The sequence below is a fragment of the Paenibacillus sp. Y660 genome (assembly GCF_057221575.1).
On record NZ_JBXBBJ010000024.1, the window covers coordinates 1 to 25,959 of the forward strand.

Annotated in this window: 22 protein-coding genes; 15 read left to right on the forward strand and 7 right to left on the reverse strand. The window is 49.0% G+C overall.

Features of this window, described 5'->3' with window-relative positions:
• Positions 1-570 precede the first annotated feature (570 nt).
• The 5 genes from AC2TDN_RS21095 (at position 571) to AC2TDN_RS21115 (ending at position 3,876) form a co-directional block, all read left to right on the forward strand.
• Positions 571-1,023, forward strand: coding sequence for a MarR family winged helix-turn-helix transcriptional regulator (locus AC2TDN_RS21095; protein ID WP_482066109.1), 453 nt, complete (start codon positions 571-573; stop codon positions 1,021-1,023).
• Between the two features lie 161 nt (positions 1,024-1,184).
• Positions 1,185-1,586: a DoxX family protein gene (locus AC2TDN_RS21100; protein ID WP_482066108.1), complete on the forward strand. Its 402-nt coding sequence runs from the start codon at positions 1,185-1,187 to the stop codon at positions 1,584-1,586.
• Between the two features lie 65 nt (positions 1,587-1,651).
• Positions 1,652-2,599, forward strand: coding sequence for a ring-cleaving dioxygenase (locus AC2TDN_RS21105; RefSeq protein WP_484690087.1), 948 nt, complete (start codon positions 1,652-1,654; stop codon positions 2,597-2,599).
• Positions 2,599-3,210, forward strand: a complete 612-nt coding sequence (locus AC2TDN_RS21110) for an alpha/beta hydrolase (RefSeq protein WP_484690130.1) — start codon at positions 2,599-2,601, stop codon at positions 3,208-3,210. Before AC2TDN_RS21105 ends, AC2TDN_RS21110 begins: the two co-directional genes overlap by 1 nt.
• 51 nt (positions 3,211-3,261) lie before the next feature.
• The gene (locus tag AC2TDN_RS21115) at positions 3,262-3,876 is read left to right on the forward strand and encodes a flavin reductase family protein (RefSeq protein ID WP_482066106.1); all 615 of its coding nucleotides are present in this window, start codon (positions 3,262-3,264) and stop codon (positions 3,874-3,876) included.
• A gap of 68 nt (positions 3,877-3,944) precedes the next feature.
• Here the strand turns inward: AC2TDN_RS21115 and phnE (AC2TDN_RS21120) are convergent, their stop codons facing one another.
• From phnE (AC2TDN_RS21120) to AC2TDN_RS21135, 4 genes are all read right to left on the reverse strand, one after another.
• The gene (gene phnE, locus AC2TDN_RS21120; protein ID WP_484690088.1) at positions 3,945-4,748 is read right to left on the reverse strand and encodes a phosphonate ABC transporter, permease protein PhnE; all 804 of its coding nucleotides are present in this window, start codon (positions 4,746-4,748) and stop codon (positions 3,945-3,947) included.
• Positions 4,745-5,536: a phosphonate ABC transporter, permease protein PhnE gene (phnE, locus tag AC2TDN_RS21125; protein WP_484690089.1), complete on the reverse strand. Its 792-nt coding sequence runs from the start codon at positions 5,534-5,536 to the stop codon at positions 4,745-4,747. Before phnE (AC2TDN_RS21125) ends, phnE (AC2TDN_RS21120) begins: the two co-directional genes overlap by 4 nt.
• Positions 5,533-6,306, reverse strand: a complete 774-nt coding sequence (phnC, locus tag AC2TDN_RS21130; RefSeq protein WP_482066103.1) for a phosphonate ABC transporter ATP-binding protein — start codon at positions 6,304-6,306, stop codon at positions 5,533-5,535. The genes phnE (AC2TDN_RS21125) and phnC overlap by 4 nt, the downstream gene beginning before the upstream one ends.
• 120 nt (positions 6,307-6,426) lie before the next feature.
• On the reverse strand, positions 6,427-7,407 hold the full coding sequence (locus AC2TDN_RS21135) for a phosphate/phosphite/phosphonate ABC transporter substrate-binding protein (RefSeq protein ID WP_482066102.1): 981 nt from the start codon (positions 7,405-7,407) through the stop codon (positions 6,427-6,429).
• A gap of 173 nt (positions 7,408-7,580) precedes the next feature.
• Here AC2TDN_RS21135 and AC2TDN_RS21140 point away from each other — a divergent pair, with 173 nt between their 5' ends.
• Positions 7,581-9,170: a bifunctional metallophosphatase/5'-nucleotidase gene (locus AC2TDN_RS21140; RefSeq protein WP_484690090.1), complete on the forward strand. Its 1,590-nt coding sequence runs from the start codon at positions 7,581-7,583 to the stop codon at positions 9,168-9,170.
• Positions 9,171-9,239: 69 nt separating this feature from the next.
• On the opposite strand, the gene AC2TDN_RS21145 is transcribed toward AC2TDN_RS21140, so the two are convergent.
• Complete coding sequence (locus tag AC2TDN_RS21145; RefSeq protein ID WP_482066291.1) at positions 9,240-10,067, reverse strand: helix-turn-helix domain-containing protein; 828 nt, start codon at positions 10,065-10,067, stop codon at positions 9,240-9,242.
• A 120-nt stretch (positions 10,068-10,187) separates the two neighbouring features.
• On the opposite strand from AC2TDN_RS21145, the gene AC2TDN_RS21150 reads away from it, so the two are divergent.
• The 8 genes from AC2TDN_RS21150 (at position 10,188) to AC2TDN_RS21185 (ending at position 22,042) form a co-directional block, all read left to right on the forward strand.
• Positions 10,188-12,443 (forward strand): FAD-dependent oxidoreductase, encoded by a 2,256-nt coding sequence (locus AC2TDN_RS21150; RefSeq protein ID WP_484690091.1) that lies wholly within the window; start codon positions 10,188-10,190, stop codon positions 12,441-12,443.
• Between the two features lie 69 nt (positions 12,444-12,512).
• The gene (locus AC2TDN_RS21155; protein WP_484690092.1) at positions 12,513-14,054 is read left to right on the forward strand and encodes a response regulator transcription factor; all 1,542 of its coding nucleotides are present in this window, start codon (positions 12,513-12,515) and stop codon (positions 14,052-14,054) included.
• A gap of 35 nt (positions 14,055-14,089) precedes the next feature.
• Positions 14,090-15,868 carry a cache domain-containing sensor histidine kinase gene (locus AC2TDN_RS21160; protein WP_484690093.1) on the forward strand — a complete coding sequence of 593 codons (1,779 nt, stop codon included), beginning with the start codon at positions 14,090-14,092 and terminating at the stop codon, positions 15,866-15,868.
• A gap of 218 nt (positions 15,869-16,086) precedes the next feature.
• The gene (locus tag AC2TDN_RS21165) at positions 16,087-17,019 is read left to right on the forward strand and encodes an ABC transporter permease (protein WP_484690131.1); all 933 of its coding nucleotides are present in this window, start codon (positions 16,087-16,089) and stop codon (positions 17,017-17,019) included.
• Positions 17,013-17,873 (forward strand): carbohydrate ABC transporter permease, encoded by an 861-nt coding sequence (locus AC2TDN_RS21170; protein WP_169084203.1) that lies wholly within the window; start codon positions 17,013-17,015, stop codon positions 17,871-17,873. The genes AC2TDN_RS21165 and AC2TDN_RS21170 overlap by 7 nt, the downstream gene beginning before the upstream one ends.
• Positions 17,874-17,942: 69 nt before the next feature.
• Entirely contained in the window at positions 17,943-19,499 is a 1,557-nt protein-coding gene (locus AC2TDN_RS21175) for an extracellular solute-binding protein (RefSeq protein WP_482066097.1), read from the forward strand.
• 75 nt (positions 19,500-19,574) lie between these two features.
• Positions 19,575-20,384 (forward strand): phytanoyl-CoA dioxygenase family protein, encoded by an 810-nt coding sequence (locus AC2TDN_RS21180; RefSeq protein WP_482066096.1) that lies wholly within the window; start codon positions 19,575-19,577, stop codon positions 20,382-20,384.
• 413 nt (positions 20,385-20,797) lie between these two features.
• The gene (locus AC2TDN_RS21185; RefSeq protein WP_484690094.1) at positions 20,798-22,042 is read left to right on the forward strand and encodes a hypothetical protein; all 1,245 of its coding nucleotides are present in this window, start codon (positions 20,798-20,800) and stop codon (positions 22,040-22,042) included.
• Between the two features lie 153 nt (positions 22,043-22,195).
• On the opposite strand, the gene AC2TDN_RS21190 is transcribed toward AC2TDN_RS21185, so the two are convergent.
• Positions 22,196-22,918: an NPCBM/NEW2 domain-containing protein gene (locus tag AC2TDN_RS21190; protein WP_484690095.1), complete on the reverse strand. Its 723-nt coding sequence runs from the start codon at positions 22,916-22,918 to the stop codon at positions 22,196-22,198.
• Between the two features lie 730 nt (positions 22,919-23,648).
• The gene (locus AC2TDN_RS21195; protein WP_482066287.1) at positions 23,649-24,617 is read right to left on the reverse strand and encodes an MraY family glycosyltransferase; all 969 of its coding nucleotides are present in this window, start codon (positions 24,615-24,617) and stop codon (positions 23,649-23,651) included.
• A gap of 258 nt (positions 24,618-24,875) precedes the next feature.
• Between AC2TDN_RS21195 and AC2TDN_RS21200 the strand changes: the two genes are divergently transcribed.
• On the forward strand, positions 24,876-25,781 hold the full coding sequence (locus AC2TDN_RS21200) for an NAD(P)/FAD-dependent oxidoreductase (RefSeq protein WP_484690096.1): 906 nt from the start codon (positions 24,876-24,878) through the stop codon (positions 25,779-25,781).
• The last annotated feature ends 178 nt before the right edge of the window (positions 25,782-25,959 follow it).

Below are 25,959 nucleotides of genomic sequence, written 5' to 3' on the forward strand. Positions count from 1 at the left end.
TTGATTAATACGGTGCGATGATTTAAACTTCATAGTAGAGCGTCCTCCTTGGATGATAGGTAATAAGGGCTTTGACCCCGTGCAACCCTATCGTACCAGAGGCGCTCCTTTTCATTCAAAGGCTATTTCTTAGCACCTACAGGAATTTTATCTCCATTTAAACGAGGTTAAAATGGTTTTTTTGAGTGAATAGCGGAACCTGAGTCCGCGAACGCTACAATAATTGCTGAATTAGAAAAATAAAGGATTCTCTGTCCGCTGAAGACCTCATTTAAACCACCGTCTCGTTCCTGATTAGTTACAATCGAAGATTTTGGAACCTATTGCTTGCTCATACTGATCAAGCAAGAAACAGGAGTGAAGCACATTACTGCTACAGATTTTCCGATAGCTCAAAGGATTTCTTTGGAGCAGCGTACGTTTATCGCTATTAATATTATTGAAGCTTGCTTAACTCAATCCATTTGGTCACCCATTTAAAAAACAGTTGACAACTGTTTTAAATTGAGTTATCTTTAATTCAAGATAATTAACTTAAAGATAAATGCAGCGCAGAAGGGAGTGATAATCATGACAATCGAAAACCAAAAACAAAATGATTCATTAGATCTCTTCATCGCGCTGTCTAGAGCGACCCAATGGGTGAACGCACATGCGGATCGCGATATACGTAAAAATGGCTTGAACCGGACGGAATTCGGCGTGCTTGAGCTGTTGTATCACAGAGGGCCGCAGCCCTTGCAGCAAATCGGCGAGAAGGTGCTGATGAGCAGCGGGAACATTACTTATGTGGTCGACAAGCTGGAGAAGAAGCAGGCGGTTCGCCGCAGAGCCTCAACCGAGGATAGACGTCTTATCTACGCCGAGCTGACCGATCAGGGCAAGCAATTCGTGGAGGAAGTATTCCCCGCACATCAGGCCACGATCGAGCAAGCGGTGAACGGTCTTACACCTGAAGAAAAGCAAGTGGCAAGCAAGCTTCTGAAGAAACTGGGCAAGTTTGCGCAGGAGAATTACAAGTAGCTGGGATGTTCTAAAATGAGCAGCGATTTCATTCTTTTCAAAGCGAAGCAGGCTGTTATCGTTATAGGCGGAATTAGCCGCTCCTGCTCGTCCTATATCTTAAATTAAAGACTCTTTAATTCACGATAAAACAAAAAACAAAAAAAATGGAGGAATTTAAAATGAGTTTAGCATTAGGATTGTTGGTTGTTCGTGTAGTCGTAGGTTTGTTGTTTGTAGGGCATGGCGCGCAGAAGCTGTTCGGGTGGTTTGGCGGATACGGTCCAAAAGGAACGGGCGGCTGGATGGAGTCGATTGGCATTAAGCCGGGGGTAGCCATGGCCGTCGCAGCCGGGCTGATGGAGCTGGTAGGCGGACTGTTGTTCGCAGCAGGACTGCTTACACCGCTTGCTGCAGCACTCATCGTGCTTGCGATGCTGGGCGCTATTGTGAAGGTGCATGGTCCGAACGGCCTATGGGCTACAGCTAATGGTTATGAATATAATTTGGTGTTAGTTGCCATTGCTATAGGTGTTGCTTTAACAGGTGCCGGCGACTATTCGATTGATGCGCTTATCCGTTAATCTGTGAATTGGTTCGTTACATTACTTTTAAACTAAACTAATATAAAATAGGGAGTGTGTTCGATATGACAACGCAAACGACTGGCATTCATCATATAACTGCTTTTGTAAGAAATCCACAGGTTACGGCTGATTTTTACGCAGGGGTGCTTGGCCTGCGCTTGATTAAAAAAACGATCAACTTTGATGCACCTGAGGTTTATCATCTGTACTTTGGCAATGAAATCGGAAGTCCGGGCACGATCATTACGTTTTTCCCTTGGGAAAACTCACGCAAAGGCAAAGTTGGCGGCGGTCAGGTTGGTTACACGACCTATGTCGTGCCTGCTGCTGCGTTCGATTTCTGGAAAGAACGGCTGGCAAAGCTGAATGTAGCTGCCGTGCAAACGTCGAGATTCGGCGAGCAGTATTTGCAATTCGTTGATCCGGACGGCTTAAAGCTTGAAATCGTTGCCCGTGAGCAAGGCGCGTTAAGCAAATGGGCATTTGGCGGAGTTCCAGCGGATAAAGCGATCAAAGGGTTCGGGGGCGCGATTCTGTACAGTACTGCTCCTGCCCAAACGGCTGAGCTTCTTGTAAAAGTGATGGGTCTTGTGAAAGTCGGAGAAGAGGGCGGCTATGCACGCTTTCAAGCGACAGGAGATCTGGGCAACCTGATCGACGTTAATGTCGAAAGCATGGAACAGGGACATGGCGGCGCTGGCACCGTCCACCATATCGCATGGCGGGCAAAAGACGATGCGGAGCACGCGCTATGGAGAAGCCATGTCGAGAGCAATGGGTTCCAGCCTACGCCAATCGTGGATCGTCAATATTTTAACGCGATCTACTTCCGCGAAGCCGGAGGCATTTTGTTCGAGATTGCAACGGATTCTCCGGGCTTTGCCCGCGATGAAGAGCCTGCGCATCTCGGCGAGAAGCTGATGCTTCCCGCTTGGTATGAAGAGCATCGCACACAAATCGAGCAATTATTAACGCCATTTGATATAAGGGTATTGGAGGAGGATAAATGATGAAGCATCTATTTAAACAAGGAACCGATCAATCCGCGCCAGTATTGCTACTTCTGCATGGCACGGGAGGCACAGAGCGGGATTTGCTCCCGCTCGCAGAGCTTATATCGCCAGAATCATCCCTGCTTAGCGTAAGAGGGAATGTGCTGGAGAACGGCATGACGCGTTATTTCCGCCGATTGGCCGAAGGCGTCTTTGACCTGGAGGATTTGGTGTTCCGCACGAAGGAGCTTAACGATTTTCTAGACAGCTCCGCAGTCGAGTACAGCTTTGACCGCAGCAATATGGTAGCGATAGGCTACTCCAACGGTGCCAATATTGCCGGAAGCCTGCTGTTCCATTATGAAGGGGCGCTGAGCGGCGCGATTTTGCATCACCCGATGGTGCCGATCCGCGGCCTGGAATTGCCAAATCTGGCTGGCGTGCCTGTCTTTATCGGCGCAGGCTCTAACGACCCGCTTTGCACGCCGCAGGAGACCGAAGAGCTTGATCGTTTGCTGCAAGGAGCTGGAGCGCCCGTCACTGTTCACTGGGAGCAGCATGGCCATCAGTTGACAAGCTCAGAAGTGGCAGCCGCTGCCGCTTGGTATAAGGAAACCTTCAAGGTCTAATCGAAGCAGGCAGATATAAGTAAACATCATGCTGTGAAAGGGGAGCTGGCTGTGCTATCCATTGATCCAACGAGCCAAAGCGTGCAGGATAATTACAAGCTGCTGATCGGCAGCATTGTGCCAAGGCCTATCGCTTTCGTAACGACACTTACGAGCGAAGGAGTGCTGAATGCGGCGCCGTTCAGCTTCTTTAATATCGTAACGGCTAATCCGCCGATGGTTGCGGTATCGGTGCAGCGCAAGCCGGGCGGTGTACAGAAGGACACCGCCCGAAATGCTGCCGCCGCAGGCGAATTCGTCGTACATATTTCCGACGAGAGCTACATTGCAGCGATAAATGTGACAGCGGCGAATGTACCGCCCGAGGAGAGCGAAGTGGCTTTAGCCGGACTGACGGCGATAGCGAGTGAACAGATCCGTGTACCTGGCGTGGCCGAGGCGAGAATACGAATGGAATGCGTATTGGAGCAATCGCTCCCGCTTGGCGGTATCGATGCATCGCCAGCATGCGACCTGCTCATTGGGCGCGTTGTACGCTTTCATATCGATGAAGCGCTGTACGAGAACGGCCGGATCAACGCTGAGGCTTTAAAGCCAGTCAGCCGCTTAGCCGGCAGCGATTATGCGAAGCTGGGCGATCAGTTTTCCATTGAGCGTCCTGTTTGATGAAGTATACGAAACAGCCCGTACCTTGTAAACTTTCACTGGTACGGGCTGTTTTTTTGACATGGCAGCTAAATAAGCCGCTTCCGGACCATGCCGGAAATGATATCTATAATCGTAATAAGAATGACGATGCCGAGCAAAATAATGCCGACGCGATCCCAGTTGCGGGTGCTGAGGGCGAAGATGAGCGGCGTGCCGATGCCGCCTGCCCCAATGACGCCGAGAATGGTCGCAGAGCGCATATTAATCTCGAAGCGGTACAGCATATACGATAGGAAGCCGGGCAGCACCTGCGGAATGACGGCAAACCACAAAATTTGCAGCCGATTCGCGCCGGAAGAGATAAGTGCCTCTACCGGTCCTTTATCCATATTTTCCACTTCATCGGCAAACAGCTTGCCCAGCATGCCGACCGAATGCAAGCCCAGCGCGAGCACGCCGGCGAAGGAGCCCGGCCCGACAGCCTTAATGAACATGAGCGCCAGCACAATTTCGGGAACGGCCCGAATGAAGCTGAGCACCATTTTGCCGGAGCCTGACACCATTCTTGACCCGCTTATATTAACCGCAGCCCAGAAGGCAAGCGGCAGACAGAGCAGCGCAGAAATAACGGTGCCAAGGATCGATATAGCAAGCGTCTCAAGCAAGCCTCTCAGCAAATCCTCGCCTTCAGGCAAATAAACGAAATCCCAATCCGGCGAGAGGATGCCGGTTACGATCGAGCTCGTAATTTGAGCGGCGGTATCTTTAAAGCCAGTAAACGGTATGCCTGCAAACGCCCAAATATAGACAGCAGCAAGCGCTAGATAGATCAGCCAGCGGTAACGGTTAGTTTTAGGTTTGTGAACGATCGTGTTCCTGGGTTTAGTCATAGCAGCTTCTCCCGCAGCTTCGTGCTTGAATAATCAATGAGCAAGACGATGGCTAGTGTAAATATAATGATGACGCTCGTTTTGTCATATTCCAAGAAACCTAGCGTAATTTCATAATAATGACCGATGCCGCCAGCGCCTACAAGTCCAAGCACGGCTGCCGCGCGAACGTTAATCTCAAACGTATAAAGCGTAAATGACATGAAATGAGCTTGAATTTGCGGGATAACCGCATATAGAATGCGCTGCAAGCCGGTTGCTCCAACTGCGGTCATCGCTTCGAGCGGTCCGCGGTCGATCGCCTCCAGAGCCTCATAGGTTAGCTTGGCGATTAAGCCTAATGAGAAAATGGTCAGCGCCATCATGCCCGGCAGCGGGCCGATGCCAACGATAGATACAAAGATAGCCGCTAGCAGCAGATCGGGAATGGTGCGGATCAGATTGAGCACGAAGCGCAAAGGATAACGAAGCCACCCGCTCTTCGTGATGTTGCTGGCGCTAAGCAAAGCGACCGGAATGGCGAGTATAGCGCCGATTGTCGTGCCGATGAGCGCCATTCGAATCGTTTCCAGCATCGCGCCGACGATGTTGTCGAAATAGGTCCATTTTGGCGGGAACATCTCCTTAAGCAGGTCGAACATATTCGGAAAGCCTTCAATAAGCTCCCCAAACGTTGCATCGGTCTGGACGGAGCTGCCCCACAGCAGCAAAATAATGATAATAGCCGTTAAATAATGCTTGAGCCTGCTTGGCGCCTTCGGACGATTATGCTCCGTTTGTGTGCTCATGCGTGTCGTTCTCCCAGCAGCTCGGCTTCCTCAATCGGTCGTCCGTATATTTCCGCAAAACGCTCGTCCGTCGCTTCTTCAACTGGGCCGTCAAATACGACTTGTCCAGCGCGCAAGCCGATGATCCGCGTAGCGTATTGCCTCGCCAAGTCCACATAGTGCAGATTAACAATCGTTGTAATGCCCAGATCGATATTGATTTTCTTCAGATCATCCATGACCTGCTTTGTCGTAAGCGGATCTAAAGAGGCAACGGGCTCGTCTGCCAAAATAATTTTCGCTTCCTGGGCGAGTACGCGCGCGATCGCTACCCGCTGCTGCTGTCCGCCGGACAGCTCATCGGCGCGCGAATAAGCTTTCTCGACGATGTTGACGCGATCCAGCGCTTCGAATGCAATGTTCATATCCTTCTCGGGAAATCGTCCCGTTAACGTTCTTAGAGTGGAATGATAGCCTACGCGGCCCGCGAGCACGTTGCGCAGTACGGAAGAACGCTTGACGAGGTTGAAGCTTTGAAAAATCATGCCGATGTTGCGGCGGATCAAACGCAGCTGCTTCCCCTTTGCGCTCGTAATGGATTGTCCTTCGATGAGAATATCGCCCTCCGAAATATCGTGAAGACGGTTTATCGATCGCAGCAGCGTCGATTTTCCGGCGCCGGATAGTCCAACGATGACGATAAATTCCCCTTTTGCAAAACGTAAATTAATGTTGTCTAAGCCTTTTGTCCCGTTTGGGTACAATTTCGATACATTCTGAAGTTCTATCACGGGAGGACCATTCCTTTGCTCAATATCGTCGTAATAAAGGGATAGCCAGTCCGGGCGCAAGGGCCGCGAACTGGCTTTCGGTACACGATAATAGATGATTTTTTTGCGGGGATGGAAAGTCTACTCGGTCTTAACCTTCTCGCCATATTCGCGAACGATATTGAAGATGCTGTCCTCGGATTTCACATAGCCTTGGTGGGAGTAGATGTCAAAAATAATTTTACGGGTAGCTTCTTCACCGCCCAGCGCAATAAAGGCATCCTGAATTTTTGCAATCCATTCTGCATTCATGTCTGAACGAACGGTTACCGTGTCATTCGGAATTTTTTCGGTATACGTCAATACGCGCGTATCTTCGATCACAGTCGGGAAATCCTTCGCTACGATTGTACGGGCATCTTGGAAAATAGCTGCCGCGTCAACATCGCCGTTCAATACGGCAATAACGGCTTGGTCATGGCCTTTTACGGTAACAGCCGTTACATCCTTAAGCGGATCAATTCCAGCTTCGATCAACTTGCCTGCCGGCCATACGAAGCCTGCGGAGGAGGTTACGTTTTGGTAAGCGATTTTTTTGCCTTTCAAGTCTTCAAGCGATTTAATAGGGGAATCCTTCTTCACGATAATCATCGATTTGTAGAAATCAACGAGCTGGTCTGTCGGAGCGCCCGTGTCGTCTTGAACGCCAAAGCGCTGCGCTTGAAGAATAACTTCAGCGGCACCCTTTTCCTTAGCTAATACATAGGCAGTCGGGGGAAGGAAGCCTACATCTACTTTTTGCGAAGCCATCGCTTCGATAATGGTGTTGTAGTCGGTGGAAATGCTTACTTCAACAGGGATGCCAAGCTTGTCGGAGAGCAGCTGCTCAAGCGGCTTTGCCTTTGCTTCCAGCGTATCTGCATTTTGCGAAGGGACGAATTGTACGGTCAGCTTCTCTGGCACGTAACCTTCGGCTTGTTCGGTAGCAGCTGGAGCGATTGTAGCATTTGCAGCAGCATTGTTAGTTGCCGCGGCTTCGTTATTCGTTTTGTTAGCGCCACAAGCACTGAGCAGTGATACGGACAATAGCAATGGTAAAACAAACTTAGCGATTTTTTTCAAACGATAACCCTCCAAAAATTCTAATTTATGGTACTTGCTTAACTATAAGGACGGTTTATTATCAGACCGTAAAACAGGGGATAAGCTTTTGTAAACTTGGGAGATTTTGGTTTGTGCTCCTGGCTTAGCTGTTAAAATAGAAGGATTAAGGCAGGCTGGAGGGAAGTCATCGAATGGAACGAAACGACGTATTTACGTATGAGATGATGGTGACAAGCGATATCCACGGACATATTCAGCCGGTCGATTATCGCACGCGCGAGGAGAGTCATACGGGGCTAGCCAAAATCGCAACGCTTGTAAAAGCGGCAAGGCAGCAGGCGCCGGAGCTGCTGCTGGTGGATAATGGGGACTTGCTGCAAGGCACGCCATTTTCCTACTATTCCGTCACGGCGGGCAAGGAGCTGCCGAATCCAGCTATTGCTGCGCTGAATGAGCTGAACTACGATGCGGCGGTGATCGGCAACCATGAATTCAACTATGGCTTGGAGCTGCTAGGCAAAGCGGTGAACGATTCCAGCTTTCCTTGGCTGTCGGCAGGGATTGTAGATCGCGATACGAATAAGCCTGCATTTGGCAAGCCCTATATCGTGAAAATATTAAGTCAGGGCATAAAAGTAGCTTTGTTAGGCATTACGACACACTACATTCCGAATTGGGAAAACCCTTCCCATATTAGAGGATTAACCTTCATGGATGCGCTGGGCACGGCCAAGGAATGGGTCGCCCATATTCGAAAGGAAGAAGCACCGGACCTGCTCGTCGTCGCCTATCATGGCGGTTTCGAGCGCGACCTAGCAAGCGGCGAGCCGACGGAGAAGCTCACGGGGGAAAATCAGGCCTATGCCATGTGCACGGAGCTGGAAGGAATCGACGTGCTGATTACCGGGCATCAGCATCGTTTTATCGCAAGTGAGCTTGGCGGCGTTGCCATCCTTCAACCCGGCTGCAACGGACAAGCAGTAGGCAAAGTCAGCGTTACGTTCCAGAGAGGGCAAAGCGGATGGACTATTGTTGAAAAGAAGGCGGAGCTGCTGCGATTAGATGAGACGGTTGCCGCTGACCCCGCCATCCTGGCGCTGACGCAGGAGGTGGAGTCGCAGACGCAGCTCTGGCTGGACCAGCCAATCGGGCAAGTATCGGGCGATATGACGATAGCAAGTCCGCTGCTCTGCCGCAGCGCGGATCATCCTTTTATCGAGTTTATGAATAAGGTGCAGATGGCTGCGGCTGGTGTTGATGTCTCGAATGCTGCGCTGCTGAGCAATGAATCCGAAGGTTTCCGCGGAGCTGTGACGATGCGGGATATATTGACGAATTTCATGTATCCGAACACGCTGACCGTGCTGAGGCTTGCCGGAGCGGATGTAAGAGCGGCGCTTGAGCTGACGGCGGCGTATTTCCAAGTGAATGAGGACGGTACATTAGGCGTCAACCCAGCCTATATTGAGCCGAAGCAGCAGCATTACAATTACGATATGTGGGAAGGCATCGAGTACGAGCTGAACGCGGCGATGCCGATCGGCCAGCGGGTCACGAAGCTGCTGCGGAACGGGCAGCCCTTGCAAGAAGACGAGGAGCTGGACGTCGTCATGAACAATTACCGGGCAGCCGGCGGTGGGGATTATGACATGTATCAAGGGAAGCTGGTCGTGCGCGAGGTGCAGATCGATATGGCGGAGCTGGTCGCTCAGTATTTGCAGAAGCATGGCGTAGTCGAGGCAACGTGCAACAACAATTGGCGGGTAATCATTAGATCATAAACAAGGAGCAGCCCGAAGCTGGTAAAGAGCGTTTTGGGCTGCTTCTTCATTTCTTCCGCTGCGTTTGCGCTATACCCGATTCATCCTTCGGTATTCAGAGGGACTAACCTTCACTTTTTTTGAAAATATTCGGCTTAAATAAAATCCGTTGCTGTATCCGCATGCTTGGGCGATTTGCTCTAGTGGCAAATGGGTCTCTGTCAGCAGTGATTTGGCTTTCTCTATTCGAAGAGTGGACAGGTAGTGGGAAGGCGTCAATCCTACGCTCCGCTGGAACCTGCGGCTAAGCTGTACAGGACTAATGCCCAGCTCAGCTGCAAGATTGTGCATGCTTATATCCAGGTAGCGATTCTGATGAATAAAAGCCTTGGCCTGTTCAATAAGCGGATCGGCAAGCCCAGCCTCTTGATTGGCGGGATCGGATTCAGTCAGCCGGCAAAATTGCCAAATATCGTTCAGCATATGATTTTTCCAATAGTGATTCTGATCACCGGTATAAATGGATTGCTGCTTTAGGCTATTCAAGTTATCGGCCAGACGATTTCGGTGCCGAATGCTCAGCTTGTATGCGGATTCGGACAGCTGCTGCTGAACCGCCTGTTCACGTTCATTTATGCCAGGTGCATCGTTTGAAGCCGAGCCAAAAGAAAATCCGATGAAATGAAACGATAACGCATGGATCACGCTGCGATGAAAGCGAAAGCCCGGCGGACAGACGACCACATCTCCCATTCGAGCTGTACCCTCTACTTCCCCTATTCGATACGAGAAGCTCCCGCTCTCCACGGCAAACAGCACCCATAGATCATACGTATCCACGCTTAATTGAAACTGGGATTTGCTATCCCAAAAGATATGATGAGATAGAATAGGATACAGGCCGGAGCTTTGCAGCATCACTTTTCTACACCTCCTCGGTGAAATGAAGTATATGGGTATATGATAGCGTAGTGCATGTTAAATCACTAGCCTCCATATTATGATGAAATCAAATCGATCTAGTGGAGGTATAGCCTGATGAAAATCGAACATGTAAAATCCGATATTACCGTTATTGGCGGGGGACTGGCAGGTGTTTGCGCCGCCGTTGCTGCTGCCCGTCTTGGGCAGACCGTGTCCTTAGTTAATAACAGACCGGTTCTCGGAGGCAATTCAAGCAGCGAGGTACGGGTGTGGGTATGCGGTGCATCGGCGCATGGAACGCAGCGTTATGCAAGAGAAACCGGCATCATGGGTGAAATGTTCGTCGAAAATCAGTATCGAAACCCCGAAGGGAATCCTTATATATGGGATCTTGTTGTTCTGGAAACCGTCCGCGCGGAAAAAAATATTCACTTGTTCCTTAACACAGATGTACATGAGGCGGAGGCGGATGGACCGGAGGATGACCGAGTCATTCAAAGCGTAACAGGCTGGATGATGGGCTCTGAGCGTAAAATTCGTTTCGAGAGCAGCATGTATATCGATTGTACCGGCGATGGCCTAGTTGGCTTCCTTGCAGGAGCAAAATATAGAATCGGCCGCGAGGCCAGGGATGAGTACAACGAGGATTGGGCACCGGAGGTGGCGGATGACATTACGCTTGGCAGCACGCTGCTCTTTTATACGAAGGATGTTGGCATGCCGGTCAAATATATTCCGCCTAGCTTTGCCAAGGACATTACACAAACGACGATTCCGATGAAGCGGGTAATTCGCAGCGGGGACTCCGGTTGTCACTATTGGTGGATCGAATGGGGCGGAGAGCTGGACACGGTCCATGACAACGAAAGGATACGCGACGAGCTGTGGTCGGTTATTTACGGGATTTGGAACTATATTAAAAATTCAGGCCAATTCGATGCGGCAAATATGACGCTGGAATGGGTAGGGTCCATTCCCGGCAAGCGGGAGTATCGGCGTTTTGTCGGGGACTATATGCTGAACCAGAACGATATTATTGCGCAGGAGCCATTCGAGGACCGCATTGCTTTCGGGGGTTGGTCCATCGATCTTCATCCACCGCAGGGCATGTATTCGGAAGAGAGCGGCTCGAAGCATCTATTCTCGGACGGCGTCTATCACATCCCGTTCAGAAGCTTGTATTCCAGCAATGTTCGCAATATGTTGTTTGCAGGCCGCGACATTAGCGCGACACATGTTGCTTTCGGCACGACAAGAGTGATGGCAACCTGTGCCGTAATCGGGGAAGCGGCAGGCAGCGGCGCTGCGCTTTCCGTACAGAAAGGGATTACTCCGCGCATGCTTCATCGCGATTATATGAATGAATTGCAGCAGACGATGCTGCGGCAGGATGCGTCAATCATTGGTATGGCCGGCAATGATCCGGATGATCTGGCGAAATCCGCACGCGTTACCGCATCCAGCACGCTGGAACGAATTGCGATTGAACACGCCGCAACGATACATGCACTCGATCGCGATATCGGCATATTGTTCCCAGTTCATCCCGTGCTGTCATCGGTTGAGCTGCTCGTTGATGCTAAACAAGCCACAACGGTTGAGGTGGAGCTATGGCATACGGGCAAGGGAGAGAATTACGTACCCAAGCAATGGGTAAAGTCGGCTTCCAAGGCCGTCGCCGCGGGCAACAAGCAGTGGGTTAAGCTTGACCTGGATTGGCAGCCGGAGTCGGCCTGCAACGCTTTTGTCATCGTCAAAGCGAATGAGGCTATCACGCTGCACGGATCGGACGAACCGTTAACCGGCGTGCTTTGCTTTGAGAAGGGGCCTAAGCCGGTAGTATCGACTTTGCTTGAGGATCATCAACCCGATCAGCCGGTAGCGCAGTGGAGCATGCGCAAATGGAACCGCCGGCCAGTATGCTTGCGGGTAACGCCAAATACGGAGTCCTATGCGGCAAGCCAAGTTGCAGACGGCTATGTTCGGCCTTATGCGGGTCCGCATATGTGGGTATCTAGGCCATTATCCGCTCATTCACAGGAATGGATACAATTAGTTTGGGATGACGAGCAGGAGATTGGTGAAATTCATCTAACCTTTAACGATGACGTAAATGAAGATTTAATCAATCTGCATCATCATCGAACGCCGTTCGCTGCGATTCCCGAGGTCGTGCAAAGCTATCGCATTCAAGCTTTCATCGCTGGGGAATGGGTAACGATCATAACGGAGCAGGATAATCACAAACGAAAAAAAGTGCATCTCCTCCAAGAAGCGATTATCACTAACCAAATAAAACTAAACATAGAGGCAACGAATGGATGTCCGCGTGCGGAGGTTTGCGAGATCAGAGTCTATGGTATATCTTAATCTATTACTATTGGAATCGCTTACAGCATAGACTGGTATAGATTGGTCGAATGGAAGGGAGAGAGTATCATGGCTGAGAAACCGTTGAACGTCCTAATTGTCGATGACGAGCTTCCGCTGAGGCAGGAGCTTCGCCTATTCCCATGGGAGGACTGCGGCGCCGTCTTAATCGGCGAGGCCGGGAATGGCGAGGAAGCGCTTCAAATGTGCGGGGTCCGCGTACCGGATGTCGTCGTTACGGATATCACGATGCCGATTATGGACGGCATTACACTCATACGGGAGCTTAGGAAACGATATCCTGCCATTCAAATTATTTTGCTGACCTGTCAAAGTGATTTCCATTATGTTCAGGAGGCGCTCCGGCTTGGAGCGCTTGAATATTTATTAAAGGTATCGATGGAAGAAGAGGAAATGAAGCAGGCGATGATCAAAGTTAGAGAAGCGATCGTCAAGGAACGGCGTTCCCTTGATAATGAAAAATCCGAGCGGCGGCTGCTGCAAGCGGCAGCGTTCGGGAAGCTGCTGCGCGGTCATGCGCTTAGTGGCGACGAGTGGATGCCTATCGAGCTGGATGGAGCGAGGTCCTATAGATTGGCGCGCCTGATTCTGGATGCGCCGAATGCTTCCTATATTCCCGCGAGGCAGCGTATTCAACAGACGTTGAATGATAGAGAAAGATCTGACCCCAATTGGCTGACTTGGCTGACAACCGGTGAGAAGGAGTATTTCGTCCTCATGGCGGCACAGCATGCCGAAGCGGAAGCGATTGCCTCGCTTAGCGGAGTCGTACAAGCGTTGGAATGCTGCTTGAAGGAATATGAAGAGCTGCCCGAACACCTTGTAATGGTGCATGCGATTGTCAGTGAACCGTTCACAAGCAAGGAAGAGCTATCGCATTCGCTCACTTATACGACCGAATGGAAGGACGCGCTTTTTTACGATGGCTCGCGTGGGAGCAGCGTATGGATCGGCAGACCGGTTCCTTTGAGAGAGATGACGGATAAGCATGCGAAGCAACTAAATGAGATGCTAAGAATGGCTAGCAAGTCTGCTGCAAGCCTAAAGAGCTGCATTCAAGGGGACTTGCCTGTATGGTGTTCAGCAATACGCATTCGGCCGCAGCAGCTCAAGCAGCGCATGTTGAGCTGGCAGATGGAATGGCTGAAGGTCCATGAGGGTGCTGAGCTTGATGGCCGGGGCATCACGCAATTGATGGGAGCGCAAACCTTGCAGCAAATGATTGGCTGCCTCATTCATAATATCAACGAAATCGAGAGCGGAGGATCGCGCTCGCGTATCGAAATACGCTCCGCGATCCAATGGATTCAAGCGAATATGCAGCAGCCCATTTCGCTTCCGATCCTTGCTGAGCAGGTCGGCTTAAGCCCGCATTATGTCAGTCGGTTATTTCGTGAACAGACGGGCGATACGGTCAATCAATATATTACCCGTCTTCGAATGGAGAAGGCGGTTGAGCTGCTGAAGCGAACGAATAAAAAGGTGTACGAGATCGCGGAAGAGGTCGGAATTCCGAGCTATCGTTATTTTACCGTTACGTTTCGCAATTGGACAGGGGTGTCTCCGACGGATTACAAACGGAATCCTTAAACAGCTGCGAGATCGGATACGGGGGTATGGGGCATATGTCTAAGTTGGTCAATTGGTATAGCAGTCTAGGTCTTGCCACCAAGCAGTTCATCTATTTATTCATCGTGACGCTTCTGCTCGTGATGGTGCTTGCCTATCGCAATCTGAGCGAGGCAGAAAGTCTATTGAAAAATCAAGTCATACGCGATGCCGAGCTGCTTGTAGGCCGGACCAATCAATATATTGATGCCAGCCTCGACAATGTCGAGAATATGCTCCTGCTGCTCTCTACCCGTTACGATCTGTTCGATGAAGGAAACGAGGCGCTTGCCGACGATACGCTGCGCAAATTCGCCGATTATAACAATTCGATAGCCAAGACGCTGTATTTGGTTCGTACCGATGGGAAGGTCTACGCGAACTCGCAAGTCAATTATGATATCATCGGCAATCCGAAGCTGCCGGAGCTGTATGAGCTGGCGCTTCAGAATTATGGGGCAATCAATGTAAGCGAGCCCTATTATTCACCGATGTCCGGTCACACATTGGCCTATGTTTTGCCGGTTACCGATTTGCGCAGACAGGTGAAGGGTGTTGTCGTGGCAGAGGTGAATCTGGATTTGCTTACGGAGCGAATCTCTCCAATGATTTACCAATCGTATGCTTTAGTGACGAAGGACGGGAATATTATTAACCGGCTTGATTCTCGCGATAAAATGCTTCCTTTCCAGGCAGCGGCGTATCCGCCTGTACTGCAGGATAGCTTTCGGAAGCAGCTGGTTTCTCTTAAGGTCGGGGTTAGCCGGATTGAAGGAAATGGTTTGAAACCGCTTGTAGCCGTGAAGTCGACGAAAAACCGGCTGGGCTGGTCCTTAGCGGCATTTATTGAGGAAGACTATTTCTACCAAGACCTGCAGCAGTTAAATTATAATTACCGAACGGCAAGCATCGTGTGGATGATCATTCTGTTGATAAGCGCATTCCTGATGAGCCGCTCCTTCACGAAGCCTATTCGCCGGTTCGTAGAGAAGATGGACCGGTTGAACGATGTGCAGATTGTCGCGAAGCTGCCGGTCACAAGAAAGGATGAGATCGGCCGGCTGACACAAAGCTATAATGATATGCTGGAGCGGATTCAAACGCTGCTGCAAAAAACGAAGTCGGCGGAGGAGCAGAAAAAGGAATATGAGCTGAAAATGCTGCGGAGCCAGATTGCGCCTCATTTTCTATATAATACGTTAGCCTGCATAAGCAGCCTTGCAAAGCAGCAGCGAATTGACGAGGTACGCGATACGATTCGATCCTTGGTTAAGCTGTTAGCCTTCAGCTTCGATAAACAGTCGGAATACGTCTCGATCGAAGAGGAGCTGGAAGGGCTGCGCATGTATATGCACATTCAACAGGTGCGTTATGGCGAGCAATACAAATACCATTTGGATATTGACCCCAGCCTGCTGCAATACCGGATTCTTAAGCTAACCCTGCAGCCGCTTGTAGAGAATGCTATATTTCATGGCATTACACCGCGCAGCGGAGGGCTTATTACGATTAAGGGGAAGCTGGAGCGGGGCATGATCAGGCTCTATGTTCGTGATAACGGCATCGGCCTATCCCGAACCGAAGCTCGCAAAGCGCTGCATGACCATTTCGAGCAGGAACGCTCTAAATACCGTTTTACCGGAATTGGCTTACGCAATGTGCATGATCGAATCCGTATTCATTTTGGCGTGCCCTATGGCTTGCGAATAGGAAGTGCCAAAGGCGTCGGAACCGTCATCCGGGTGGACATCCCCGTTCTTACCGAAAACGATGAGCGTTTAGGAGTCTTGAGCTAAGCGGTTTATCCGAATTAGAGGGCTGTCCCGTAGGACGGCCTCTTTGTTTGTTGGCGCAATTCGAGCAGCCTATACATACTTTCCCGTAATCCATACACTTTTTACGTTTTTATGTATATCGGCAATTTGAGGCACTGCTTATACTTAAAATATGAAAGCGCAATCATAAAAGGAGGGCTTACATGGAAGCCGATCAAAGCCTCATTCCCGCCTCTCGAATGCAGCCTGCTCCGCAAACGAAGCTGCAGTCGGTTTTAAGAACCGTCTGGCGTTTCCGGGCATTATACATCATGCTGCTCCCCGGTGTGCTCTATTTTGTTATCTTCCGATACTTTCCGATGTACGGGGTCATTATTGCTTTTAAAAACTTTGCAATTATGGACGGCATAACGGGAAGCGCCTGGGTAGACCCGTGGTATAAGCATTTTAGAGATTTTTATCAATCCCCCTATTTCAGTCAGTTATTAACTAATACGTTGTTAATTAGCTGCTACAAGCTAATCTTTGGAACATTTCCCCCAATCATACTCGCGCTGCTGCTGAATGAATGCCGCGTTCGTTGGTTGAAGAATATTGTCCAAACGCTCACTTATTTGCCGCATTTCTTATCATGGGTTATTATTTTCGGCATCCTGCTAACCCTGTTTTCCCAGAACGGGGGACTAGTGAATCGATGGATCGTGGAGGCGGGCGGCCAGTCCATCCCCTTCTTGACCTCAACGGACTATTTCCGCAGCATTCTGGTCGGTTCCGAAGTATGGCAAAATCTCGGCTGGGGTGCGATCATCTACTTGGCTGCAATGGCAGGCATCGATCCTACTCTCTATGAGGCGGCAAAAGTGGATGGCGCGAGCCGGCTGCGGATGATATGGCACATATCGCTTCCAGGCATTCAAAGCATCATTGTGCTGCTCTTCATTCTGAAGCTGGGCCATCTGCTGGATGCCGGGTTCGACCAAATTTATATCCTGTACAATATTCAGGTGTATCCGGTTGCCGACATTTTGGATACATGGGTGTACCGAACGGGCTTGCAGCAATTGAACTTCAGCTTGGCTTCGGCAGTCGGATTATTCAAGTCACTCATTGGACTGATACTGGTGCTGGGAGCTAACCGGCTGGCAAAAAGGTGGGGTGAGGGAATATGGTAAAAAGCTTGGACGATAAAATATTCAATGGTGTCGTATATGTTATTCTCGGGCTATGCGGACTTGCTGCCATTCTTCCGATGCTTTATGTCGTATCGGTATCCATCACGCCATTCGGTGAAGTGCTGCGCAACGGCGGATTTATTTTGTTCCCGAGCGAGATCACGTTCTCTGCTTACCGCACGCTGTTAACCGAGTCGAATATACCGAAAGCTTTTCAAATAACGGTCCTCATTACGGTTATCGGTACGGCAGTCAATCTCATATTGACCGGCTTGATGGCTTATCCGCTCAGCCGCAAAAACCTGCCGGCAAGAAGGTTTTTTCTCCTGATGATCGTGTTTACATTGTTGTTCAGCGGAGGACTTATTCCAACCTACCTGGTCGTCAAATCGATGGGACTGCTAGACACGATTTGGGCGATGATTCTGCCAAACGCCGTATGGAGCTTTAACGTGCTCATTATGAAGAGCTTCTTCGAGGGACTGCCCGAGGAATTGTTCGAATCAGCCAGGATGGACGGCGCCAAGGAGTTCCGGATATTGCTCCAGATCGTCACGCCGCTCTCGATACCGGTATTGCTCACTGTCGGATTGTTTTATTTAGTTGGCCATTGGAATGAATTTTTTCAAGCGATCTTCTATGTGACAGACCGAACGCTGTTCCCGCTGCAGGTCATCGTCAGAGAAATTTTGATGCAAAGCCAGCAGCCGCTTGAAAATGCCGAGAACATCATGCCTACCCAGACGATGCAGATGGCTTCCGTGATGATTGCGAGTCTGCCCGTTATCGTGATCTATCCCTTCCTCCAGAAGCACTTTACGAAGGGTATGCTGCTCGGATCGATTAAAGGTTGATCTAGTCGCCGTATGGATAACTGGCCAGCCATACGGACCTATTCAATAGATAGTTTTCAGAAAGGGGATATGAAGATGAGAAAAGTATTTTCATTCTTGCTGACCATTTCATTGCTAGGAGCTTTGCTTGCGGGCTGTTCGGGAGGTGGAGGCGGCGAAACCAAAGATGGCAATACAAAAGATGGCGATACGCCTGGCAATGCCTCTACCGCTAAGCCTAGCAACGGGGAAAGCGACAAACCGATTAAGCTGGAAATTATCGAGAGCGGCAACAACCTGCCTACGCCGGATAAGGATATCATTAAGAAGGAGCTGGATACGGCGCTGAACATTGACCTTAATCTGACCGTCTATCCTTCGAATGATGATTACGCAAACCAATTGAATGTTCGCATGTCCTCCGGCAATTTCCCTGATTTATTCATGGTGAGCCGGCAGCAGCTAATCCAATTTTCCAAACAAGGACTATTGCTGGATATAACGCCTTACATGGATAAATTGCAGCAGACGGTCGACTACATCGGTGAAGATAGCGTCAAGAAAGGCATGGTAGACGGGAAGGTTTACGGCATTTCCAAATCCCCGCAAATCCCTTATAACACGTTATGGATTCGCAAGGATTGGCTGGATAAGCTGAATCTGCAGGTTCCGACAACGATTGAACAATTGAAGGAGGTAGCGGAGGCCTTCACCACTCAGGATCCCGATGGCAACGGCAAACCGGACACGTATGGTTTGACGGGAGGTAAGCTGGGCGCATTTTCACCGGTATTCGGAGCGTTCGGTGTCGGTATGCCAGGAAATTTCTATGAGAAAGACGGGGCCGTTGTTAATGCGCTGTACGACCCGGCAATGAAAGATGCACTGACGCTCATTCAGCAGATGATCGCTTCGGGCTCGGTTGATCCCGAGTTGTTAGCCAACAGCGGGCTTCAGCATCAGGAGAAGGCCATTAAGGGTCAAGCGGGCATGGTCTATATCGATTGGCCGAATATGACGAAGGAGCAATTCGTCGAGCAAATCAAGACCGTTAATCCGAATGCGGAGTGGCTGCAAATGGCTGCGCCGAGCGGACCGGGGGGACAATTTGACGGCTCATGGGATATTGGCTCAGCGCCGGGACGATTTGCTATTCCGAAGGCACTGGAGAAGGATCCGGAGAAGCTGCAGCGCGTCTTCGATCTGCTGAACTATATCTCGAACCCGGACGGCGGCTCAATGCTCGTTCAATTCGGGGTGAAGGACACTCATTTCACGATGGATAACGGAAAGCCGAAGATGACGGATAAGGCAGGCGACGTCGGTTATTCATGGTTATACCAATTCACGGGAAGGCCTGAAATGGAATATTTGCAAGCAAAGTTCACCATGCAGTCTGATGCAATCAAGTTTGCCAACGACCAGCCTCGCATTAAAGTGCTCAATGGATTCGTAGATAATCCTGAAGGCTTTAATCCGGCTGACGCCGATCGGTATATCGAGGAAGAGATCGCGAAATTTATTTATAACAGACGCCCAATAAGCGAATACGATGCTTTTATTAAGACGCTGGAGACATCCATGAATTATAAAGCATTCCTGGATAGCGCTTACGAGCAGCTGAAGGCGCTAGGTTATGGTGGCTAAGGCATTAATTGCTGCGAATGGAATGTGCAAGACAAGTCGGCTAATTACATGTACGCAAGCAGGAGGAGAGGCCTAATGGAAACGACTTCGCTTAATATTTTAGAATTGAAGAAACAGTTTGACGAGCGAGGGTACTTGATTATACCGGATGTTTTATCCGAGGATAAGGTAACCCGTTTGAATGCAGCGATCGATGAAGTGCTCGCAGAGGAGCAGGATACGCTTGCCCATAATATTTATAATAGCGTTTCTCGGCATGCTGAGATTGCTTCGTTAATCGATCATGCAACGATCCTTCCCTTAATCGTGAATTTGCTTGGACATAATATTCAGCTGCATATCTCCCATCTAACGGTGAGGAAGCCTAATCCAAACGATGTGAAAACGGCTACGCACAGCTTCATCGATTGGCATCAAGACGGCCCTCATCCGCAGTTTCCGGTCATTGCAGGCTTAACGGCTACTTATTATATTAAAGTCTGTTATATTTTAAGCGATATGTCGCAGCCAAACAGAGGCAACACAAAGGTCATTCCGGGCAGCCATAAGCAGCCATACAATCCGAACCATAAGGATGTAAGCCAGCAATTGGATGGGGAGGTACAGGTGTGCGGAAAGCCGGGGGATGTGTTTATTTTTGCGCAAAATCTGTGGCATGCCGGCTCGACGAATCATTCCGAGTTCACAAGAAGACAGCTGTTTCTCGGCTACAGTCCGATCTGGATGCGTCCAATCGATTACCATCAGGCAGATGAGAGTCTCTTGAAGGACGCTGATCCGATCCGCCGTCAATTGCTTGGACAAATTAGCGACAATAAATTTAAGTACTATGTTCCTGAAGATGCGATGGTGCCGCTCAAATCGATGTTCATCGGTCATTCTTAACTGGTTGAATCGGGTTCCTATTAAAGCTGAATATTGTTTCGGTTGCGCGGCGAGCGATATTCCCGCAGCGCAATAAGGAGCAGTGAAAAACGAGTAATCGTTTTTCACTGCTCCTTTGTTCTTCATACAGATGAGGAAATTAGATCGCTTTCGCCAGCAGCTCCGCATAAAATTCCGCTCCATGACGCTTCAAGTGGACACCGTCCTTCGAGAAGGGGGCTTCAAAAATTCGTAACAGAACAGTTGCAATCCGGAATCAAATTGGAAACAACAAATTGAAAAATTACAAGCGTAAATAAAGTATGTATGGACGGGCAAAGGGAACTTTAACCATAGAGTGTTTATGTGAGGTAAGCTCCTCTGCATAATGCTCATGCAGCAGGGACAGTCGCATACGTTGGAGGAGATTTTTTATGAAAATGAAACTGATAAGTGTGCTGCTGATGGTTGCTCTTGTCTGGATATCGGGTGGATCAGGAGCTGCTAGCGCGGCAAAGGGCGTTAGCTCGTTTAAGGCGGCTTTTGTACGCAAGGGGGAGCTTTGGCTGAAGGAAGGCCGTCAAGAGAAGAGACTGGTTAATGGGCCGCTCGTACGCAATCCAAAATGGTCGTTCGACGGAAAGTGGATCGCATATACGACGGGGGAGGCGGAGCAAGAGCTGTGGGTGCTGCAGCTGCGTACCGGCCAAAGCAAGCTTGTATCGAGGGAAGGCGGGAGAAATTTTCAATGGGCGCCGCATGCAGAGAAGCTTGCGTACCAGACTGAGGAGCTGCTGCAATATGTCGATGTGAATAAGCCGGAAGAGCCGCTTGGCGCTGCCAAAGGCATCGGCAACTATTCATGGCTGCCGGATGGCAAGGGGTTCTTTGCTTCCTCGCAATCGGAGCTGCTGCCAGACGGATGGACGCCAATCAGTCTTTATCAAATACCGCTAGCTGGATTGTTCGATCCGAGCAAATATGTAACCGTGCATGTGCTGCCAAGCCCTTCGGATGATTTTTTTGCGGTTGCAACCAGCGTGTTCAAATGGTCGGCGGATGGGCGATGGATCGCTTTTCTAGCGAAGCCAACCGCCTCATTATCAGCCGACAGCAACACGCTTTGCGTTATCACAACGGATGGAGTCGTTTTTCGAACGTTGGACGAAATGGCTAATAATGAGCAGTGGTTTGAATGGGCAGAGCGCGGCGACCGTTTGGCGTACATTGCCGGTGTTGGGCGTGAGGCTGCGAGCAACAAGAAGCTTAAAGTGATAGCAGTCACCTCGGAAAAATCGGCCGAGTACACGCCTAAAGGCTTTGTTGATCAAGCCTTTGCATGGCAGGATGAGCAGCACATTGTCGTATCGAGAGCAGCCGAATCTAAGCCCGAGGTTGGCCAAGCTGCACCGGCTTATCCTTATTTAATGCGGGTGGAGCTGGAGAACGGAGAGCAAACGTCCATTACGAAACCATCCAGCAAGCATGGTGCTTATCATCCGGCAGCATTAAAGTCGAAGCTGGCATGGGTGGAGCGTGACCAGTCATCGGCGAACGTTATCGTGGCAAATGAGCGTGGACGCCACGCGGAGCAATGGATTAAAGGCATCGACATAGCAGATTCCTATTATGGACAGTGGTACTGGGATGAGGTGCTGACGTTTTATGAGGCAGGTTGAGACATATGCTTTACTGTATTGGGTATAGTTTTAATTACTTGGAAACTCGTGCTAGCTAAGATGGAATATCTTATATTTAGATGAAAACATTTTCGAGAATTCAAAGAAGCCTACTGATCAAAAAGAAAAGTAGGCTTCTTTATTAGTAATTAATTATTGAAATACTTTGGCTTCAGCTAATACAGGATAGATTGTTTCAAAATCTATTCCTACGTACTCAACTTCTACTTTAAGTTTAAGAACTCCAGTTAAATCTACTTTAACCTGTTGAGGATTATCTCCACCCTTTACTTCTTCGACTGTAAGTAACTCATTATCATCACCAATGAATTTGTATGTTGCTGTTGCTGTAGCATTTTTTGTAAGATCATCAATTCCTACAAAAGCTGTTAAATATCTATATTTACCATTTAAATTAAATTGAATGGAGGCTATGTTAGATTTATTAAACTTATATCCATCTAAACTGAAACCTAAGCCTTTCTGATAACTATTATCTGCTATAGTTATTTTACTCTTGCTTAAGTTTTGATTAAAAGTAATAGAACTCTCCATAGAAGCGTCTAGCCGAGCGTAACTAATATCTGATAAATACTTAGAAGCTCCTTCTTTCTTTCCAATCCAGACCGTATTGTTTTTACTATCATAGTTAAAATCTTTTCCTGAGGATTGTGAAATAAACTTAACAGGTGCATAAAGCTGTCCTTTATATACGATTGCTTTTTCCGAAGAACTTTTTTGAACCCCATCGAACATATATTTTATTGTTTGAAATACAACATCAACTTTTGTTGTATTTGCAGCATATGCTGCAGTGCCTGTTACCATAATCCCGATCAAAAGACCTAAAAATAATCCTTTTACTTTGTCCTTCATTACTGATTCTCCTTAGTATCAAATAGTTATATATACTTATTTGTGTTTCGACAAAAGGTACTAATTCCCTTTTTTTTAAGTGATAGATTAGAATTTATTGTAGAAATTGGGCATTAAGAAACTTATGATAAACAATTTAAGATGCTAGTCAGCACATTTCTGTATGTCGTTGCTGTCCAAATGCAATGGTTACTCATTCGCTGTAATGGCAAATACGAGCTTAGTGCATCGTTTCGAGGTAACTCATACGCCGATTAGGCTCTTTAAGCACGTATGTGTGCTTACAGACCACAAACAGGGGTTACTCATTCGCAATAAGAACCTATACGTTCTTATTACGCCGTTTCGAGGTAACTCATACGCCGATTAGACTCTTTAAGCACGTATGTGTGCTTACAGACCACAAACAGGGGTTACTCATTCGCAATAAGAACCTATGCGTTCTTATTGCGCCCTTTCGAGGTAACTCATACGCTGATTAGGCTCTTTAAGCACGTATGTGTGCTTATAGCCCATAAACAGGGGTTACTCATTCGCAATAAGAACCTATGCGTTCTTATTGCGCCGTTTCGAGGTAACTCATACGCCGATTAGGCTCTTTAAGCACGTATGTGTGCTTATAGCCCCCAAACAAGGGTTACTCATTCGCTGTAAGAGCCTATACATGCTTACAGCCACCCCACATAAAACAAAAAAAGAACCGAGACGCCAAGTCTCGGTTCTTCAACATTTAAATCTGTACAAGCAGCAATATGATGGACGATAAGCATAAGCATGTGCTGATTAAGCAAAGGAACATGACGACCTGCTTATGACTGAGCCCTGCACGCAGCAGGCGATAATGCGCCTGGCTGGCGTCTGCCTGATAGATCGCTTTGCCTTGCAGCATGCGTCTCACGACGACAAACAAGTTATCGAAGATCGGCACGCCCAGCGCAAGAATCGGAATAAACAATGACATGATCGTAGCTTGCTTAAATGCGCCATCCAGCGCAATAACCGCCAAGATGAACCCCAGGAAGGTTGCTCCTGCATCGCCCATGAAAATTTTTGCGGGAGGCTTGTTGTACCTTAAGTACGCAATCGTTACGCCCACCAAAATAATAGCCATAATGGCGGAGTTGGATTGTCCTTTGGCTATGGCGACAATGAACAGCGTAACCGCCGAAATGGCGGAAAGAGCGCCAGCGAGCCCGTCCATGCCATCGGTAAAGTTAATGACCGTCGTAACGCCAAAAATCCATAAAATTGTAAGTGAAAATTGCAAAATGACCGGAAGCACCACATATTCGCCTGAAAACGGATTGAAAAATCCTGTAAACGCTATGCCGGAGGCATAGACGAGAACGGCCGCGGATATTTGCACGATAAACTTGGGGAGCGACGGGAAGTCTTTGCCCTTTGTTTTATACCAATCATCAATCGTGCCAATGATGAGCAGCAGCACACCGCCTAGGAATATAGCGCCGGTCTTTAGTGAAAAGTCCTGTGTGACAAGCAAATAGGTAAGGAAAAAACCGATGAAAATAACATAGCTTGCCGTAAGCGGAATCGGCTCCCGATGGAGCTTGCGTTCGACGTCCTTGCGGGGCTTGTCCACAAAGTCAAGACGGAATGCCAGCCTGCCGAACGGCGGGATTAAGAAATAAACGATAGCAAAGGACAATAGCAAAGCGATAGCGTATAAAATAGTTGTCACCACCGATACATTTTGAACGAACAACAAAATTATACAGTCCAAGCCGAACATTGTCGATTAGAGGAAACTCATGTGAGAAGATATTAATTTTTTAACCTCTGCCAAATGAACGCTGCCCAAGATAGCATAGCTCTCAAATAATCTGAATGCATTCAACCTCGATTTTGTGAATAAGGATAAGCAATCCTTTTTTTAAAATAAGAAGAGAAAGCTGCAAGGAAACTTTTCATATCCAAAATAAAGAGGAGAGATATAGCTATGTGGCTGGATTGTGCCATTATTGGCGGCGGGCCAGCGGGCTTAAATGCTGCGCTTGTGCTTGGAAGATCGCGGAGGAATGTCATTTTATTCGATCATAACCGGCCAAGAAACGCAGTAACGCATGAGTCGCACGGCTTCATTACGCGAGACGGCATAGAGCCGCGCGAGTTCCGAAGGCTTGCCCATGCCGATATTGCCAAGTACCGTTCGGTGACCGTTAAGCCAGACAAGGTGACGGAGGTGTCTCCCAATGGAGCGGGCTTTCAGTTGTCGACGAGCAACGGTGTCATGTATCAAGCGCGCACGATCCTATTGGCGACCGGACTGAAGGAAGTGCTGCCTGCAGTGCCTAACATCCATCACTATTATGGAAAAAGCTTGTTCAGCTGCCCCTATTGCGACGGCTGGGAGCTGAGAGATAAGCCGCTGATCGTTATTTCGGAGGGCTCGAATCTATTCCCTTTGGCCAAAATCGTCTATAACTGGAGCAAGGATCTGCTCTTATGCACGAATGGTGCAAATAACTTAAGCGCCGAGCAAATCGGCAAGCTTAGGCAGAAGGGCATTCAAGTGAGCCAGCACCGGATTAAAGCGCTGCATGGCGAGAATGGACGGCTTAGCCGCGTTGTTTTTGAGAATAACGCGGAAGCAAAGCGGACGGGCGGCTTCGTTTCTCCATCATGGGATCAGGCGGCACCCTTCGGTGAAGCGCTTGGCTGCGCGATGACGCCGGGAGGCGGCTTTGTCACAGATGACTATGGCCGAACAAGCGTCAGAGGTGTGTATGCGGCTGGAGATACCTCTATTATTGCTCCCGCGCAGGTGATTGTTGCGGCAGGTGAGGGAAGCAAAGCAGCGATTGGCGCCAATACAGACATGACACAGCAGGATTTTGGATTCTAGTTGCGCGAAGCGCTGTATGCATGGCATGCTTGAACATATGGCCGCCTAGTCAAGGTGGTTTTTTGCTAAATAAAGAAGAGAATCATAGCGCGTGGTTGTTACAGCGGTTCGCTTTGTGGGTATTGGTGTTGGACGAAAATAATTAGACTATTCTACATTTCGTAGAAAGCTCTGCGGT